At 38.2% G+C, this 18,123-nt stretch carries 14 protein-coding genes; 4 read left to right on the plus strand and 10 right to left on the minus strand.

Going from position 1 to position 18,123, the window contains the following annotated elements; translation table 11 throughout:
* Positions 1–288 precede the first annotated feature (288 nt).
* Together GM418_RS22005 and GM418_RS22010 are read left to right on the plus strand one after the other, a co-directional pair.
* Positions 289–2,316 carry a thioredoxin domain-containing protein gene (locus GM418_RS22005; protein ID WP_158869368.1) on the plus strand — a complete coding sequence of 676 codons (2,028 nt, stop codon included), beginning with the start codon at positions 289–291 and terminating at the stop codon, positions 2,314–2,316.
* The gene (locus GM418_RS22010; protein WP_158869369.1) at positions 2,313–3,359 is read left to right on the plus strand and encodes an NAD(P)/FAD-dependent oxidoreductase; all 1,047 of its coding nucleotides are present in this window, start codon (positions 2,313–2,315) and stop codon (positions 3,357–3,359) included. The genes GM418_RS22005 and GM418_RS22010 overlap by 4 nt, the downstream gene beginning before the upstream one ends.
* A gap of 17 nt (positions 3,360–3,376) precedes the next feature.
* Here GM418_RS22010 and GM418_RS22015 read toward each other — a convergent pair whose 3' ends face one another.
* The gene (locus GM418_RS22015) at positions 3,377–5,137 is read right to left on the minus strand and encodes an SAM-dependent chlorinase/fluorinase (protein WP_158869370.1); all 1,761 of its coding nucleotides are present in this window, start codon (positions 5,135–5,137) and stop codon (positions 3,377–3,379) included.
* A 529-nt stretch (positions 5,138–5,666) separates the two neighbouring features.
* Complete coding sequence (locus GM418_RS22020; RefSeq protein ID WP_158869371.1) at positions 5,667–7,730, minus strand: prolyl oligopeptidase family serine peptidase; 2,064 nt, start codon at positions 7,728–7,730, stop codon at positions 5,667–5,669.
* A gap of 388 nt (positions 7,731–8,118) precedes the next feature.
* Between GM418_RS22020 and GM418_RS22025 the strand changes: the two genes are divergently transcribed.
* Both GM418_RS22025 and GM418_RS22030 read left to right on the plus strand, forming a co-directional pair.
* Complete coding sequence (locus GM418_RS22025; RefSeq protein WP_158869372.1) at positions 8,119–9,198, plus strand: CNNM domain-containing protein; 1,080 nt, start codon at positions 8,119–8,121, stop codon at positions 9,196–9,198.
* A 123-nt stretch (positions 9,199–9,321) separates the two neighbouring features.
* Positions 9,322–10,203 carry a DUF3078 domain-containing protein gene (locus GM418_RS22030; protein ID WP_158869373.1) on the plus strand — a complete coding sequence of 294 codons (882 nt, stop codon included), beginning with the start codon at positions 9,322–9,324 and terminating at the stop codon, positions 10,201–10,203.
* Between the two features lie 24 nt (positions 10,204–10,227).
* Here the strand turns inward: GM418_RS22030 and GM418_RS22035 are convergent, their stop codons facing one another.
* From GM418_RS22035 to GM418_RS22070, 8 genes are all read right to left on the minus strand, one after another.
* Positions 10,228–10,953: a 3-keto-disaccharide hydrolase gene (locus GM418_RS22035; RefSeq protein WP_158869374.1), complete on the minus strand. Its 726-nt coding sequence runs from the start codon at positions 10,951–10,953 to the stop codon at positions 10,228–10,230.
* 99 nt (positions 10,954–11,052) lie between these two features.
* Entirely contained in the window at positions 11,053–11,550 is a 498-nt protein-coding gene (locus tag GM418_RS22040) for a hypothetical protein (protein WP_158869375.1), read from the minus strand.
* A 50-nt stretch (positions 11,551–11,600) separates the two neighbouring features.
* On the minus strand, positions 11,601–12,266 hold the full coding sequence (locus GM418_RS22045) for a C40 family peptidase (RefSeq protein ID WP_158869376.1): 666 nt from the start codon (positions 12,264–12,266) through the stop codon (positions 11,601–11,603).
* Between the two features lie 194 nt (positions 12,267–12,460).
* On the minus strand, positions 12,461–13,414 hold the full coding sequence (locus GM418_RS22050; RefSeq protein ID WP_158869377.1) for a C-terminal binding protein: 954 nt from the start codon (positions 13,412–13,414) through the stop codon (positions 12,461–12,463).
* A gap of 11 nt (positions 13,415–13,425) precedes the next feature.
* Positions 13,426–14,253, minus strand: a complete 828-nt coding sequence (locus GM418_RS22055; protein ID WP_158869378.1) for an SDR family oxidoreductase — start codon at positions 14,251–14,253, stop codon at positions 13,426–13,428.
* Positions 14,254–14,259: 6 nt separating this feature from the next.
* Positions 14,260–15,564, minus strand: a complete 1,305-nt coding sequence (locus tag GM418_RS22060; RefSeq protein WP_158869379.1) for an alpha-L-fucosidase — start codon at positions 15,562–15,564, stop codon at positions 14,260–14,262.
* Between the two features lie 10 nt (positions 15,565–15,574).
* Entirely contained in the window at positions 15,575–17,197 is a 1,623-nt protein-coding gene (locus tag GM418_RS22065; protein ID WP_158869380.1) for a GH39 family glycosyl hydrolase, read from the minus strand.
* Positions 17,198–17,201: 4 nt separating this feature from the next.
* Positions 17,202–17,894 carry an SGNH/GDSL hydrolase family protein gene (locus tag GM418_RS22070; RefSeq protein WP_158869381.1) on the minus strand — a complete coding sequence of 231 codons (693 nt, stop codon included), beginning with the start codon at positions 17,892–17,894 and terminating at the stop codon, positions 17,202–17,204.
* Between the last annotated feature and the right edge of the window lie 229 nt (positions 17,895–18,123).

Genomic DNA, 18,123 nt, shown 5'->3' on the forward strand with positions numbered 1-18,123 from the left:
ACATTTCCTGTAATGCATATTTTTTTGAATCATTGGATATTATCTTAATATCGCCATTCAAAATATTACAGGTTTCGTAAAAAATTAAGTAAAGTCTTTTGTTCCCTTTGAAATTTTATTCTGATTGTTAACCAGTGATTTCAAAAGCTATTACAGGCAGAAAAGAGATATCCCTACTTTTTGATAAAAAAAACTGAAAATCAATACATTTTGGAGTAACCTGAATATTTTCAGAACATTGACAAGGGCGGCATGTTTATTTAGTATCGGTTAGGAAAGCAAATTTTTATGGAGAAAAAATATACAAATGCTCTTATACATTCCAGTTCGCCTTATTTGTTGCAGCACGCGCATAATCCGGTGAATTGGCAGCCTTGGAGCGATAAAATAACAGAACAGGCACAAAAAGAAGATAAGCTTATTCTGGTCAGTATTGGGTATGCCGCGTGTCATTGGTGTCATGTGATGGAACACGAGAGTTTTGAAGATGAGCGTGTAGCAGAGGTGATGAACGATAATTTTATTTGTGTAAAGGTTGATCGTGAAGAGCGCCCGGATGTAGATCATTATTACATGACAGCGGTGCAACTTATGCAACGGCAGGGAGGCTGGCCTTTAAATGTAATTGCACTTCCGGACGGGCGTCCGGTATGGGGGGGTACTTATTTCCCGCGCGAAACATGGATGAGTGATATTTTGGCGGTTGCAGGTTTTTACCGAAAAAACAGGGAACAAACAATAGAATACGCAGAAAATCTTCAAAAGGGAATAGAACAGGTTTCGGTTATAGAAGAAAAAGAAAATATTTTGCCGGGAAATTCTAAAATGATTGAAAGTGTGGTAGGAGAGTGGAGCAAAAGATTTGATTTGGAACATGGCGGACGAACAGGTGCTCCCAAATTCCCGATGCCTGTAACCCTTGAATTTTTACTGCATTTCGGATGTGTAAAAAATGATAAGTCAGTTCTGGACTATCTAAAACTTACCCTTGAAAAAATGGCACGCGGAGGGATCTATGACCAGGCAGGTGGTGGTTTTGCACGTTATTCGGTTGACGAGTTTTGGAAGGTTCCGCACTTTGAAAAAATGTTGTACGACAACGGACAACTGTTAAGTATTTATTCAAAAGGTTATCAGTTATTTAAAAACGACGAGTTTAAATTGGTGGTAAAAGAAACAATTGATTTTATTGAACGTGAACTGACAGATGAGTCGGGGGCTTTTTACTCGTCTCTTGATGCCGACAGTGAAGGAGAGGAAGGAAAATTTTATGTATGGAATGCAAAGGAACTGGAAAAAATTATTGGCGATGATTTCAAGTTGTTTTCAAAATATTTTAATGTAAACACCAAAGGTTTCTGGGAACAGGGAAACAACATTTTATTACGCGATGGTTCTGATCCTGAATTTGTTTTTAAAAATGGCATATCGGAAAGCGGACTTCAACAAAAAAAGAAAGTTTGGAAAGATAAGCTGATGAATGCCCGCCGGAAGAGAGCTCGCCCGGGACTTGACGATAAAACATTAAGCTCGTGGAACGCTCTGGTAATCCAGGGACTGCTGGATGCCTACAAAGCTTTTTCTGAAAGACGTTATTTGGAACTGGCCCTTAAAAATGCAACGTTTTTGCAAAATAATATTTTGACACAGGACGGGAAATTATTTCATGTCTGGAAAAAAGGGCAAAAGTCGGTTGCTGGATTTCTGGAAGATTATGCATTATTGATTCAGGCTTTTCTTACGTTATTTGAGGTAACCAGCGACGAAAAGTGGTTGAAATTAAGCCAAATGTTGGTTGAAATCACATTTCAACACTTTTTTGATGAAAAGAATGAAATGTTTTTCTTTTCAGAAAAGGACGCAGATTCGACTATTACAAATCATTTTCAAACGGAAGATAATGTTATTCCCGCGGCTAATTCGATTATGGCAAATAATCTATACAAGTTGTATTTATTTCTTGGTAAACCGGAATATCTGAATATTGTTAAAAAGATGGTTCAAACTGTTGTTTCCAATTTTCGCAACTACCCGATGGCGTATGCTAACTGGGGAACTTTAATGCTTAGAATTTATGAGCCTCATTTTGAGCTTGTGGTTTGCGGGCCAAATTCTGAGGCTTTGTTGAAAGAGATTCAAAAAGACTTCAATCCAAATATGATTGGTTTATTTTCAGCCAAAGAGAGTGAGGTAGCGATTTTTAGTAAGCGGTTTAAAAATGGGGAAGACCTGATTTATGTTTGTAAGGCCGGAGTTTGTGAATTACCTGTGAAATCTGTTGTAGAGGCTAAAAAGTTACTGGAAACACACAAATGAAAAAGGTAGAGTTTTTAGTTGTAGGACAAGGCTTAGCCGGTACAATGCTTGCCTTTGAGATGTTAAAAAAAAGTTTAAGTTTTCACATTGTTTCTTCGCCTGAAAAGAGGAAAGCCTCGTTGGTTGCAGCGGGAATGGTAAATCCGTTGGTTTTTAAACGCCTTACAAAAAGTTGGCTGGCGGATAAACTGGTTCCGGTAATGAAAGAAAGATATCAAAACCTTGAGAATGTGCTGGGAGAGCGTCTCTTTTTTGAAAAAGATATTCTAAAACCTTTGTCGGCACAGGAAAAACAACTTTGGCAGGAAAGAAAATTTTTGCCTGAGTTTTCAAGCTTTATTAGGGAAATAACGAATGAGGCACCAGTGGAAAATATTTCTGATGCTGCCGGTTTTGGAATTGTTACTCATTCGGGGTATTTAAATTTGGTGAAATTTTTAAAATTGTCGGAAGACTATTTTCGGTCTGAAAGCCTGTTGACGGAAATAGACTTTTTGTTTCAAAAGTTTGAACCTCAATGTTCAAATTTTGAGGTTGGAGGAATTGTGGCCGAAAAGATTGTATTCTGCGAGGGGGCACATCTTAGGCAAAATCCATTCTTTGATTTTGTAAAGCTAAAACCTGTAAAAGGAGAAGTGCTGCAAATTTTTGCTCCGGAACTTTCAGAAAAATATATTTTAAATAAAGGAGTATTTGTATTGCCGGTTGGTCATCATCGTTTTAAAGTTGGTTCAACATATGAGTGGCAGGATTTGACTGAAAAGCCAACCAAAGAGGGCAAAAAATCGATTGCAGAACGATTGGATAATTTAGTCAGTGTTAATTATTCTATTGAAAATCACTGGGCTGGCATTCGTCCCGCAATTGCTGACAGACGGCCGGTTTTAGGTGAACATCCCAATTATAGTAAATTATTTATTTTTAACGGCCTTGGAACCAAAGGAGTGATGCTGGCACCATTCTTTGCAAAAGAAATGGTTCGGTACCTTTGTTCCGAAAACTACCAGCTATCAGAGGAGGTTCAGGTAACCAGATTTGTATGATTTTAATCTATTCGAAACTAATCGTTGGTTGAATAGGTATATTTTGCCTCGCTTAAAATCTCCGATGGAATAGTAAATCCAATATCAGTAGCGGTTTTAGTATTTAACGCGATCACGTCAGTGCTAAAATACTTTATCTCTTCTTCGTCCGGATTTGCCCCCAACAGCACAGCTGCTATTTGTTCTCCTGTACTTGATGCAAGTTTTTCATAATCAATAGAAATTGAAGCGAGTGCTCCATCTTCACAATGTTGGAAAGAGTCTCCTATTACCGGGATTTTGTCTTTGATTGCCAAACCGGTTAGTTCAGTCATACCGTCGCTTACTGTGTTGTCGGCAGCCACCAAAATAGCTTCAATATTACTGTTATTGGCCAGCGACCAGTATCCTTCGTAGACAGCATTTATTGACGGAATTCCAACTGAAGTAAAATTTAGATTATAGAATCGCATTAACGAAACTAACTGACTTTGAGCAAACGCAGAATTCGATTCATAAGGATTGTATAATCTTCCTGCATTTTTTAAATTGGGCATAATTCTTTTAACAAAAGAAAGATAATCGTTAAAGTTGGTGGCATCAGATAATCCGGTTAGATTTCCTCTTGTATCTAAAATTCCTGATGATTCGGGGTCGGTCACATAGGTGAAAATTAAAGGGATTTCTTCGGGAACATTATTTACTGCGGCTTGTGAAGCAGGTGTGGAAACGGAAAGAAAGATATCAACATCTGCATCAAGTATTTCCTGAATCAAATCAAACAAACGGGATGCATCATTGTCGGCATCTCTTTCAATGAACTGAATAAAATTGGTCTCTGACAAACCCAGCTCAGACAGTTTTTCTTTCATGCCTCCGGTGATACTGGTTGCTACTGATGATTTATTGTAATAAAGGATTCCAACCCTGGCTGAAGATTTGGTTATTTTTATTTTGTCTCCTGCATTTATGGCGTAGCGAAGACTTAAATCTCCAACATTTACAGCAAGTCTCAATTTAAGAGAGGCATCAATAAACCCAACATTTTGGCTGTTCCCGACAGAAGAATAGGTGGTTCCAAGTTTTGCAAAAAAAGTTTTTTCTCCGTTTATTTCAATTTTTAACAAATCACCAAGATCGAATTCTGACATTAAATCATTTGAAATATTGGAATGGCAATTTCCAAAATTATCAATATATAATATTTGTCCTGTAATTGTCGTTCCGTTTTTATTGGGTTGAGAAATTTGAATAGTTTCCGGGGAATTTAAAATTTCGCCAAAATTTGATAACGGCTTATCTTCTAATAAAGCCACCGTTGCAGAAGAATAGAAATCTTCAATAGACATATTTTGATAGTTCCCGCCTTCCAAAACATCGCTGTTGGTAACGGAATAAAATTCTGACAGCTCACCGTTAAGCATTAATCTTGAAGCAACACCATTGTCTGGTATCAGGTATCGTCGGCCACTGTTATCTTTACAAACCATTCGTCCACTCCCTGCACCGGGTTCAACAATCACAACAAAGTAAGTATTGTCGGGATAGCTTTTGGCCGCGACTTCAAGATGGTAGGTTGCTTCATATAAATCAAACGATTTTGTTTTTATGTAGTCGATGTAAGCGTTTTTGTATATCTGGCGAATTGAGCCCATCACATTGATAATAATATCACTGCTTTCAATATTATCTGATATCAATACTACCGAAGGTGAGTCAACAAGCTCATCTTTTGTCAGGTCGTCACTACACGACAAGGTAAACAAAAGGGACAGGGTAAAGAATAATATTTTTTTCATTTGTTTTTGGTTTTTTTGATTTAATGGTTGCTCGCTTGCCGGCAATCCTTTTTTGCTTTAAAGCGGATTTGGTTTCAATTAAAGGTTTGTTTACGGTGAGTAAAATTAGTTGTATTTCAAATAAAAAGATATAAGAATAACGCTGATTTTTAAGTAAAAGATCCTGAATAAATCAATAATCTGGTTGTGCTGAAGCAAAAAATTGTTGGAAAATTCCGGCACCAAACAAAATTATCATTTTAATCTTTTAAGTCGACAATATCGGCAGTCCTTGATTTTATATATCTCGTCAATAATCGGGAAGCTTACATAAAAAAAGCAATCCCGGCGTCCATTCCGGGATTGCTAACTAACTTTTCTTATTATTAAAATCCGTTTTTGTAATAAAAAAGATAGGGTTTGTAATGATTCAAAGATAGGATGTCTTTTTATTCCAACAATAAATCCGAAACTGAATCGAATGGTAAAAAAGACTGATTTTGAAGTTCAAAAAAACCTACGCGTTTTTATATATATAGTTTTTGATGTTTTAATTCATCAGCTTCATTTGGAGGTAGGTGAAAATAAGCGCGTACATCCTTGCTCGTTGTTCATTGGTTGAAGCGGCTGCGTGTCCACCCTCTGTATTTTCGAAATAGTAAATTTTATAGCCTATGTCGCTCATTTTTGCCACCATTTTACGTGCGTGTCCCGGATGAACACGGTCGTCGCGGGTTGAGGTAGTAAAAAATACTTCAGGGTAATTCATCCCTTTTTTTACATTTTGATAGGGAGAGTACTTGCTGATATATTCCCATTCCTCCGGAATATCTGGGTTTCCGTATTCCGCCATCCAGCTTGCTCCGGCCAGCAGTTTGTTGTATCTTTTCATATCAAGTAAAGGAACGGCACAAACAACCGCCTGATACAGATCCGGTCGTTGGGTAAAGGCAACGCCAACTAAAAGTCCGCCGTTGCTTCCGCCAAAAATACCAAGCTTTTTGGGAGATGTAATTTTTCTGGAAACCAGATCTTCAGCAACAGCATGAAAATCGTCATACACCCGCTGGCGATTAGCTTTTAATCCCGCCTGATGCCACTTGGGGCCAAATTCTCCGCCACCACGAATATTTGCCAAAACATATACTCCTCCCTTTTCAAGCCAGGCAGTGCCGGTAGTTGCTGAATAACTCGGTAACTCAGGCACTTCAAAACCTCCATACGCGTATAAAAGAGTTGGATTATTACTGTCGGGTTTCATATTCTTTGGCCCCACAACAAAATATGGAATTTTTGTTCCGTCTTTTGATGTTGTTTCAAATTGTTGGACTTTGTATTTTTCAGTAGGGAAGAACGTTGGAAGCGATTTTACTTTGTTGTAATCCCCTGTTGCTGCATCTCCGTAAAACAGAGTCGCCGGCTCAAGAAAGTTTTCAAAATAAAAGAAAAAGTTATCACTGTTTTCGTCGGAGGCAGCCAAAGAAATATTTCCAAGTTCAGGAGTGTTTATTTTGTGTTTGCGCCACGAACCGTCCCATTTATATGTATACAACTCACCTTTTACATTGTTGAGCATATTTACCAGTAACATATTTTTTGTTGAAGAAAGACCCGCTACGCTGGAACGCTCATCGGGTTCAACCAAAAGATAGAAGTCTGGTTTTCCGCGAAGTAAATCGTTGTATTTGGCGGTAATTACAGAGCCTTGTTTATAAAACTGATCATTCACTTCCCAGTCTGATTTTAAGCGTAGAATAACCATATCATTTACTATTCCTGCTAACTCAATATCATCGGGCAGCTCAAGTTTAACCAGCTTTCCTTTTTCAAGAACATAGTACTGTGCCGTGTAAAAGGTCATGTATCTCATAATGAGTTGGTAGGTTTTGTCCTGTGTTGGAATTGTATATCCCCAAACCCCCATATTATCTTTTTCACCTTCAAAAACCAGTTTTGCATCTTTTAACTCCGTTCCACGTTTCCATATTTTTACCTGGCGCGGATATCCTGATGTAGTAACTCCATCACCAAAATCAGTCGAAACCATCAGCGTATTTTTATCAATCCAGCTTGTATTTCCTTTTGCCTCGGGAACATAAAAACCGTTTTCAACAAAAGATTTGGTTTCGACATCAAATTCTTTTATAACAACGGCATCTCCACCGCCTTTTGAAAGACTTATAAGGAATTTATTATAGTCAGGATAAAGCCCCGAAGCACCTTTAAATACCCATTTTATGTTGTCTTTCCCGGAAAGATTGTCGATGTCAAGAATTATTTCCCACTCAGGGGTTTTACTTAAATAGCTTTTTATCGTGGTCCTTCTCCAGATACCTCTTTCATGTTCCTTATCCTGCCAGAAATTGTAAATGAAATTACCAAAGATTGTGGGCTCGGGAATACGATCCGTTGAATTGTATATTTCAAGATTTTTATTGTAAATCCCTTTATAACTGTTATGTTCTGTTAAAACAGCCAGCGTTTTTTTATTCCATTCTTCCACCCAGTTGAGTGCCTTTTCATTTTCAACGTCTTCGAGCCACAGGTAGGAATCGTTTTGTGCAAAACTTAGTTGTGTCATAATAACAAATAAAATTAAGCTGTACTTTTTCATTATCACAGAGTTTAAATAAAATGTAACATTTGGTATTATATATAGTTGAATGAAAAGTTATTTTGTTACAATGAACAAAAGATTTTATTACTTAGCCCGGATTTGTAATTAGTATATTGGTTTGGAAATCCATGAGCCAGAAGCATTTTTTACCCACATGGTTTTTGTGTGAATTTATTTATTGGCTGATTGCCAGAAAAATATATGTTTACAGGATAAAATATGGATAATTATTTATTGCGTTATTTTTGTATGGGAACATTATTCCGTATATTCAACATATTTGTGAGCTAAAAATAGAATTTGCTGAAATGTGGATATTTTTTTGTTTTTTTGAAAAAAATGGTAATGTGAAGATTCTTGACGGGTTGAATTTGAAAAAAATTATATGGCAACATTGATCTTCTTTTTTGCCGTTTCCATAGTTGTTTCATTTTTATGTTCAATTTGGGAGGCAGTTTTATTAAGCGTAACACCTTCGTACGTTAGCCGCATGGAAAATGAAAAACCAGCGGTTGGAAAATTATTAAATCAATTTAAGGTTGACATTGATAAACCACTTTCTGCTATTCTTACTTTAAATACCATAGCGCATACCGTGGGGGCTATTGGAGTAGGGGTGCAGGCAGGAAAAGTATTTGGTACGCATCATCTCAACTTATATTTTTTCGAAATTACTTATGAATCGCTTATTGCGGGAGCAATGACGTTGGCGATCCTGGTGCTTTCAGAGATCATCCCAAAAACATTGGGCGCAAGTTACTGGAAGTTAATCACTCCTTTTACGGTTCGCTCTTTAAGAGTTTTACTGTTTATTTTGGCACCGTTTGTTTGGATGAGTAAATGGATAACGCGCCTTGTCAAAACAGAAAAAGGGCGCAGCGTTTTTAGCCGCGCTGATTTTGCTGCTATGGCTGATGCCGGTCTGAAAAGTGGCGCGTTGGATAAGGATGAAAAGTCGATCATTCAGAATTTATTACGGCTGGAGAATTTGAAAGTAAAGGATATAATGACTCCGCGTTCTGTAGTATTGATTTTGGATGAAGATATGACGCTTACCGAAATATATAGCGAAATTCGCCCTTTGCAATTTTCACGCATTCCGGTTTACAAAGATCAGCCAGATAATATTACAGGCTTAATTCTAAAAGATAAAATCCTTGAAAGTCTGGCTGAAGATCAACATTCGAAGAAAGCTTCAGAAATTAAGCGGGATATTTTATTTGTAGAAGACGAATTTTCAGTGTCGAAACTTATGGATACACTCATTTTGAGACGTCAGCACCTGGCGATGGTAGCCGATAAATATGGATCTGTAGTTGGTTTGGTTACGATGGAAGATCTGTTTGAAACACTGCTTGGAATGGAAATCGTTGATGAATCAGACAAAGTTGAAGACCTCCAAAAGTACGCCCGGGAGAACTGGCAGAAACGGGCAGAAAAGAATCGCTTCGAAGACAATAACTAGATTTCTTTTTGCCGGTTTATGTAAACCGAAAATCTTTTTGTTTGTTGGTATTTACGATTTAACAGATAATTCAGGATTTTAAATTGTAACATTAAAAAGGTAATCTCTAAAATCATTAAACCGATGAAAAAGTTTTTGATACTCTTTGTTTTACTGCCAGCTGCGATATTTGCTCAAAATGATACCGATACGACAAAATTGTGGAAAACCGGAGGCGTTTTTACCTTTAATTTCTCACAGGTTTCTTTAACCAATTGGGTTGCGGGAGGAAAGAGTTCGGCTTCGGGGATTTTTATGGTAAATACATTTGCCAATTACAAAAAAGATAAATTGAGTTGGGATAATTCTATTGATTTAAGTTATGGTTTTTTGAAAGAAAAAGATAATGAAGTTGTAAAGTCCGATGATAAAATTGATTTTTCGTCAAAGTTAGGTTTTACAGCATCCAAACGATGGAATTACTCGGGCTTGCTAAATTTTAAATCCCAGTTTGCTCCCGGCTATAATTACCCCAATACTGACGATGCCATTTCCCGGTTTATGGCACCCGGATACCTGAATCTTGCTTTGGGTATGGATTATAAAACCGAGAATATGTCGGTTTTGTTATCGCCGGCAACCGGGAAGTTTACTTTTGTTACCGATGATGTACTTGCCGATGCAGGCGCTTTTGGCGTTGACCCCGGAAAAAAGTCACGCAGTGAACTCGGCGCCTTTGTAAAATTTGAAGGAAAAACGCCGCTGGTAAAAAATGTGGATTTACAAACCAAGCTTGATCTGTTTTCAAATTACCTGAATAATCCGCAAAATATTGATGTGGACTGGAAGGTGATGGTGAACATGAAAATCAATGAATATCTTTCAGCCAATCTGGTTTCGCATATTATTTACGATGACGATGTTGATATCTCGATTGATAATGACGGAGATGGAACAATTGATGAAACCGGGCCTCGTATCCAGTTTATGGAAATGTTCGGGCTTGGATTATCCTATAAGTTTTAGAAATTTAGAACCTTCAATTTCCCATCAGAGCTCTTTTATAAAGATATCTTTGAATTTCATAAAAAGCTCGTCGCCGGTGTGCAATTGCAGGCAAATGTTGCCTTTTTTTCCTACTTCCCGATTTTTATGAAATTCGTCGTTTAGAATCTCTGCTGAATCAAAATTAGTAATTAATACTCCGTTGAGCCAGGCTTTTACTGAATTTCCGTTGGCAACGATTCGCAAATTATTCCAGGTTTCTTTTTGGTCAGAATATTTCATCGGGGCCTCTTTCTTTCTCATTTCTTCATTCACCCACTCTCCTTTTGGAATATCCGGATATATCCACCGTTGAACTCCACGGGTTTCGTCCCACATAAATCCTGTTCGCCATGGTAACGGAGGGTGAATATCAATTTGTGGGCCATCCAGCCAGAAATCTTTTTCATCGTATCTGCTGCGTATTTGAATACCACTGTTTCCCGAACTCGATTGATAAGCTGCAAATTTTAGTTTCAGTTCAAAATTTTCATATTCTTTTTTTGTCATCAGCCATACATAGTCATGATTTTTATTTCCCGTCGAATTGACAACAATTACATTGTTCTCTACTTTCCAGAAATTTTGTTTTATATCTTCCGGTTTTGCTTTTACTTCCCAAAGATTAAGGTTGTTTCCGTTGAAAAGCGGAACAAATCCATTTGTCGTTTGCGCTATTGTTTGGATGGCAAATAAAAATATTATTCCAATCGTAAGTATAATCTTTTTCATTTCGGCGGTAAGGTTATTCAAGGATAAAAATAATAAAAAAACTCCCGCAAAATGCGAGAGTTACGATTTAATGGAATAGCTTCGATTTCAATAAAAAAACTATTCGACCATTTTTTCAATATCTTCTTCTGAGTCGGGAACAACAAGGTCGTCCGATTCATTTCTTACTTTTTCAAAATCGAGTGCTTTTCGTGCAGATTTTACAACAATTCCAATCACAAATTTCAAAACAAAATGTTCCGCAGGTTCCGGCAAATATGGGATGTCAATTTTGTCATTGGCTAACCGGGTCAACCTTCTTACCAATCGTTTTGCTTCACCGTCGTCAATTCCTTTATCGGCGCTTCGAATCAGATCATAAAATTCATTTGGCAAGTGGTCGTATAAAAATGTATCAATCTTTAAAATGATTTTGATAAAGATTTTTTCTTCTCCGGTCTCACTAATTAAAGGAACATTAATTTTTTTATTTAACCGTTGAGCGAGATCTTTAATCTCTTCTTCAGTCATTTTATTCCTTTTTATAGGTTCGGCATAAAAGTCGTTTAATAACGTTTTAAATTCGTCTGTTGTTAATGTAGCTAGTGCTGTCGGCATGATAAAGCTTTTTAGGTTAATAAATTGATTAATCAGTTATATATATGGTTTCAGGCCTGGAACAACGATTCAAGTAAATCTCTGGTTTCGGTATTATAAACTCCATCGATAGAAAGATTGGGTTTACGGGTTTGTAACTCTTTTATCCCCGATTCAGTTTTTGAGCCAAAAGCACCGTCTGAAGTACCCACATCTATCTTTAACAATTTTAATGCATCCTGAAGCGCTACAACTGCGACTCCCCGACTGCCTTTTGTTAGAGTCGGGGCAGGAATATCCAGTCTTTTTACCGGAGCAAGACGTTGATAAGAGAGCACTGTGTTAAGCCGGTAAGCGGATACCGAAACCCTGTTTCCCTGGTTTCCCCCAAGACAGTACACTCTTTTTTTGTCGGCCGAAATACCAAGGAAAATACCTACATGGCCTTTCCACGATTGCGGACTTTCGCGCCAAAAGACAACGATATCGCCCGGTTCAGGAGCAGTTACTTTTTCGCCGATATTTAACCACGAACGTGCATTTGCTTTTCCCGAGTATTGTAACCCGGCTTTCCATGCAACCCAATTTACAAAGGTGCTGCACCATGGAATTTCATCGTTAGTGATTCCTTTAATTCCGACTTCTTTTGCGTATTTTAATACTTCCGGATTATCCTGGTCTCCGACGATCTCCTCGGTTCCCAACTCATTAAAAGCAATTTTTAAAAGAGCCTCCATAATACGATTTTCATTATATTTTTATTGAAATTATACTCCCTGTTTTTCAACTTCTAAACGTATAAGATTGACGATTGAAATTTTAAAATACCGGAAGAATAAATTTTAGATTTAACGGATTTCGAGATACAATTTACGGAAATAAAAGGTGAAAGTCAATAAAATAATACGTTTTTGTCTTTATTAGTGAAGAGTTAGTTCAGGGAATCTTTAATTTTGTTTTTTAGTAGCAGATTAAGAAGGTTTTGAGCGGCTCTTTTTTGCAGCTCTGCAGCTGCACTGTCGGAATACCAGGCATAATGTCCGGTGCAGATTGTACGTGGATGATGAACGAGTTCGTGCTGTGCCTGGGTGACAGGTTCATTTTCAAAAACATCAAGTCCGGCGCTGTGAATTTTTCCGTCTTTTAATGCTGTCAGTAAAGCAGCCTCATCAACGGTTTCGCCACGGGAGGTATTAATGATAACCGGTTTTCTTTTCATTAGCCGGAAAGCATTATCATCTAAAATATGGGAGGTTTCCCGGGTTAAGTTACAATGGAGACTGATAATATCCGATTTTTCAAAAAGTTCATAGAGTTTTACCTTCTGTACAAAACGTTTCTGAAAGTATTCAGTTGATTTGTAGGGATCGGCTCCAATTATTTTTCTGAACAGAGGTAATGCTTTTTTACTCAGTTCTGTTCCTATTCTGCCCAGTCCTATGATTCCAAGTGTTTTATCATGAAGTTCAAAAATGTCTTCGACTGGTGGTGCTGCAAATTGCTGTGTGAGTTGCATATGTGTATTCCAAAGGGCGCGGGTGCAAGAAAACATCATAGCCAGCGCATGTTCCGAAACCGAATGACCGGCATAACCCTGAACATTGGCGACTTTTACTTTATGTTTTGAACAGGCCTCAATATCAATGTTGTCGTATCCCACACCATAACGAACCACGGCTTTCAGGCTTTTCATCTCTGAAAGAAATTCTTCGTCGATAATTGTGTGCCGCACCAAAATCCCGTCGGCGTTTTTGGCAAACCTTATTTTTTCTGCTTTCTCACCTTTATAGGACGGATGAATCTTTAATTCAAATCCATACCTTCCAAAAAGTTCTTTTTCAAAAGCGTATGATTTATAACCAGAGTCGAGGATGACAATATTCATTTAAATCGGTTTTAAATTCCATTATAGGCTGAGAATCCTCCGTCCACCGGAACAGTTATTCCTGTAATAAACGATGATTTTTCAGAAAGTAACCAAAAAACAGTAGAAACAAGATCGTCAGGATCTCCAAGTTTTCCCTGTGGCGTATGTGATAAAATTCGCTGTCCACGTGGAGTTAGATTACCGCTTTTTTCATCAAAAAGCAGAAAGCGGTTTTGTTCGGTTAAAATAAACCCGGGGGCAATGGCGTTTACCCGGATGTTTGATTTTGAAAGATGCACTGCCAGCCACTGTGTAAAATTAGTGATGGCAGCTTTTCCGGCGCTGTATGCCGGCGACTTGCTTAAAGGTTGTATCGCTCCCATCGAACTGATATTGATAATGTTTCCGCTTTTTTGCTTTGCCATGCTTTCACCAAAAATTTTTATAGGATAAACACTTCCCAAAAAATTCAGGTCGGTGGTGTAGCGAAAATCGTTGAGATCGAGCCCAAAAAAAGAATCTTCCAAAGGTGTTTCTGCGAATAAAAATTCTGATCTGGCAGAAGCGCCCGGAGCAGCTCCTCCTGCAACGTTGATTAAGGCATCGATTGTAATTTTCTTTTTATCCAGGTGTTGGGCAACCTCTTGTAAGGAATGTACATCGAGCACATCGCATACCATTTGCAAATGCTCTGTCCCAAATGAAGCGAGTTGCTCAAACGATTTGTTGAGTTTTTCTTTGTTTCTGCCAAGTGCAATTATCCGGGCTCCTTTTTTTGCAAGAGCCTCCGAAATGGCAAAGCCAATTACACCGCTGGCACCGGTAACTATTATTGTTCTGTTTTTTACTGAAAACATAAGTAATTAACTTATTTCAACCGTTTTTAAATTTTGCGAATCCTTATTCAACGTAATTTTTATAACCCTAACCGGTTCATTTGATTTTTTTGCCGGCAACTGAATTTTTAGATTGCCGCCGGTTTTTGTAAACCTGAGTTTTTTTCCATTTAAAAACTTGCATGATTTTATTTCAGCAGGAAAAGGAAACGGCAATGCGACTTCGTTTTTGTTATATTTCAACAAATGAATATAGATGTTATTTCCTTTTCGCGTGGAAGTGAGCCATTCACCGGGTTTGTATGGACCTCCCCGGGTCTCGTAAACCGATTCGCTATATTTTTTAAGCCACTCTCCAATTTCTTTTAATCGTTTTTTCTGCCGTGATTCAATTTGGCCGTCAGGAGTTGGACCAACATTCAAAAGTAAATTTCCGCCACCACCCACAGTTTTTAAAAGTGTAAACAAACATTCCTCCAGACTTTTCATTTTATCGTCTGGTTTCCATGCCCACTGTTGGCAAATGGTAATACACGATTCCCACGGATTTTCTATGTCGTATGTACCAACTCGCTGTTCAGGTGTGGCAAAATCTCCTGCAAACTCATCAGAAATGGTAATTCCTTCCATTCCTTTCCGGCCTTTGTCGACGCGGTTGTTGATAAGCACATTTTTGTTGAGGCCTTTCAGGTAGCTGTATAAATCAAGCCCCATTTCATGTGTCCATGGTTCTTCCCATTCGCCGTCGAACCACAAAATTTTGGTATTGTATTTCTCTATTAGCTCTTTGGTTTGGCCTTTTACATAGGGTATAAATTTTTCCATGTTACCGGTTTCTTTATTAGTGCTCCCACCCGGACTTCCCAGTGGATACAGCGGATGCCGCCAATCACAAATGGAATAGTAAGTGCCAAAGACAATTCCGTATTTATCACAGGCATCTTTCAAGGCCTTTAAGATGTCTCTTTTGTATGGTGTTGCTTCAATGTCATAGTCCGAATATTCAGTGGGCCATAAACTAAATCCATCGTGATGGCGTGTGGTGATTACAAAATATTTCATGCCTGCCTCTTTCAGGGTTTTTATCCATTCATCAGCATTAAAATTTATCGGGTTGAATTCTTTGTAAAGCTTATCATATTCTTCAACCGGAACTTCCCGGCCCCGCGACCAGCCAATTTCAGTTCCCTTTAAACTCACCGGCCCCCAGTGTACAAACATTCCAAACTTCAAGTCCTGAAATTCTTTTACCGACTTTAGTTCTTTTTCAGAATCTTGTGCAAAACAGGAAAAAACTATTAATGAAAGCAGTAAAATGACAAACGGTTTCATAAGCGTTTATTTAATTCGTTATACTTATTTCAATCAGTTTCATTGAACGTCGTTTTAACGGTAATTTTATTTGGGCAACACCTTTATTGTTTGTTCTGAAACTGGAGTGATTTGTGACGTTCAGTTGAGCAGCATTTTTTATGACTGAAAGTTGATTTCCTGTTGCCTGTTTAGGGCTCCCAATCTTTTCCCAGGCTGAATAAGAATTGTTGTTTGAATCATCCAGACTTGTTTCTTCCAGTTCATAGTTTGTGTTGGGTTGAAGTTCATTTAGGGTAATACCCAATTCGTCACTTTTGTCTGGTTCATTTTCGTCTTCTTCGTAGTTGTAAGCCAAAAAGGAAATATTACCTCTGTTTCCGCGGGTGGCCAGAATTCCAAATTGGTTATCTTTTTTTGAACGGATGACTTCAATTCGTTCATTTTGTAGTTTAGCCAGCATTTCAAAGCCGGTTTGAATGGGTTTTGGAAAATTGTCGCCGGTGGTGAGTTCACGCTGTCCTGGAAAATAACTGCCGGCATCAGCTTCACCAGAGAATCCCCAGTACAATAAAAGCGAGGTGGGGAAATTGTAATTGTCTTCAATTTGGAAAAGTGAGTTCACCAGTTTCACCAGGAAAAGTGCAGATTCCTCGTTGTTACGGTAGGTTAAATCAGGATAATCTGCCACAGTACGGTAGTAATTCGACGACATTCCCCATTCATTCAAATGAAATTCAACATCTTTTAATTCCGGGTAATCTGAAATTAAGCGCTGCAGCCACAATACCGATTGCGAAAAACGCTGTACCTGCGGTTGAATATGTGGTTCGTTATTAAGCCAGGCTCCTGAGAGTCCGTATATATGGTAGGAAACAAAATCTATTTGTGTACCTTTTTCCCCGTTTACATAGTTGGTACCCTTTGTAACATGTTCCAGGAAAGGGCGTAGAAAATATTCATGATAACACGCCGGGCCTCCTACACGGAGCTGAGCATCAACCGATGTTACTGCATCAACAAATACATCGTACATATTGAAGAAAACATCCAGTTCATCAACCGGCCAGCCATCGGGTTCGTTCCATACTTCAAAATACCAGGTTCGCACTTCTTCAGCACCAAAAACATTTATAAAATTTTGTGTGACTGCCTTCATCAAATCCGACCATTTTTGCCAGTCGCTTGGTCCGGTGTTGCGCATTGTCATTCCTTCGTCATTCCCGGAAGAGATTATTTCATCTTTTATTTCCAGTTCTTTCGGAATGTAATCGTATTCCACAATCGGTTTTAATCCTCTTTTTACATATTCAGCAAAAACATTATTTACGTTGGAAAAATCATAAACCGGATAACCGGAAGTATCTTCGGAATACACATTCTGGCCACGAACCACACCATGAGCGGAATCCTGTGTGAATGTATGGTGCGAGCGCATATAAACATGCGAATTTGTGCTGTCCATACGATTGAGCAAATATTGTCCGGACGGGCGAAGCACATGATAAAATAAATGGTCGGAACCTGCAGCTTTCCAAAATTCTGTGTTTTTCCCAACAACGGTTTGTGTATTTATTTCAAAGATATTGGGCTGCCCCAAAGATGCTGTAATCTGGAATAAGAATAGCAGGATAAAAGTGAGTAGTTTATTCATAGTTTTAGTTCAGCTTTTCCAGTATTTTATCAGCAACCTGTTTTGCCAGGGCTTTGTAACCGTCCTCAGTAAAATGTACATTATTCGGAATCTGCAGTTCTTCCATTCGCGGAAGCACAAAATCATACAAATTGTCGATGGTGATGTCGTTTTTTTTCATGATTTTTTCAGCCACCTCGTTGTATTTCTTAGGCATTCCGGGTTTGCGAAGCGGGCCATTTGTTTTATCCGGGTAGGGTGTGGTAGTCGCATAAACCAGTTTGGCGTTGCTTGCTTTTAACTTTTTTACAATGTCTTTCAGGTTTTTTTTGTATTGTTTCAGGTCGGCTTGATGCGGATGGTCCGGATTGCTGCTGTTTTCACCGGTTACCGGGTCAACATGTTTGATGTCGTGCAGCCCGAAATTAAAATGGATCACATCCCATTTGGTGTCACCCAGCCAGCGCTCAATGTTTTGAACACCTTTTGTTGTTCCTGCGCAGTTTTCCGGTTTGCCATCGTCAAAAACCGGGCGAAATACGTTGGCACGGTTCTCCAGCAATTCCTTCACAAAAGGTGTGTAACCGATAGAAATTGAATCTCCCAAAATTAAAACATTGGGTAGTTGATTATTGAGCATAGCATCAGGCAATTTTTTTAAAGTTATAAGCGGAATCGCAGATAATGTAAGTTTCAGAAAATTTCTTCTGGTTTTCATGATTCAGGTTATGTTATGTTAATTTTCAATACCTTTTTTAGGTATTCGCTTTCTTTCCACAATTATTGTTTTTAAAGTATTGTAAATCTGAAATCTGTTACAATTTATTTTAAAAACTTACCCTGATTGTTTCTACGCTACAATCGTCCCTCTCTTCGAGAAGAGAGGGAGTGAGGGAGAGTTCTCAAAAACTGTCATTTTTTGCGATACCTTTTAGGATATACAAAAA

Origin of the sequence: Maribellus comscasis (assembly GCF_009762775.1) — a bacterium.
Taxonomy (GTDB): domain Bacteria; phylum Bacteroidota; class Bacteroidia; order Bacteroidales; family Prolixibacteraceae; genus Draconibacterium; species Draconibacterium comscasis.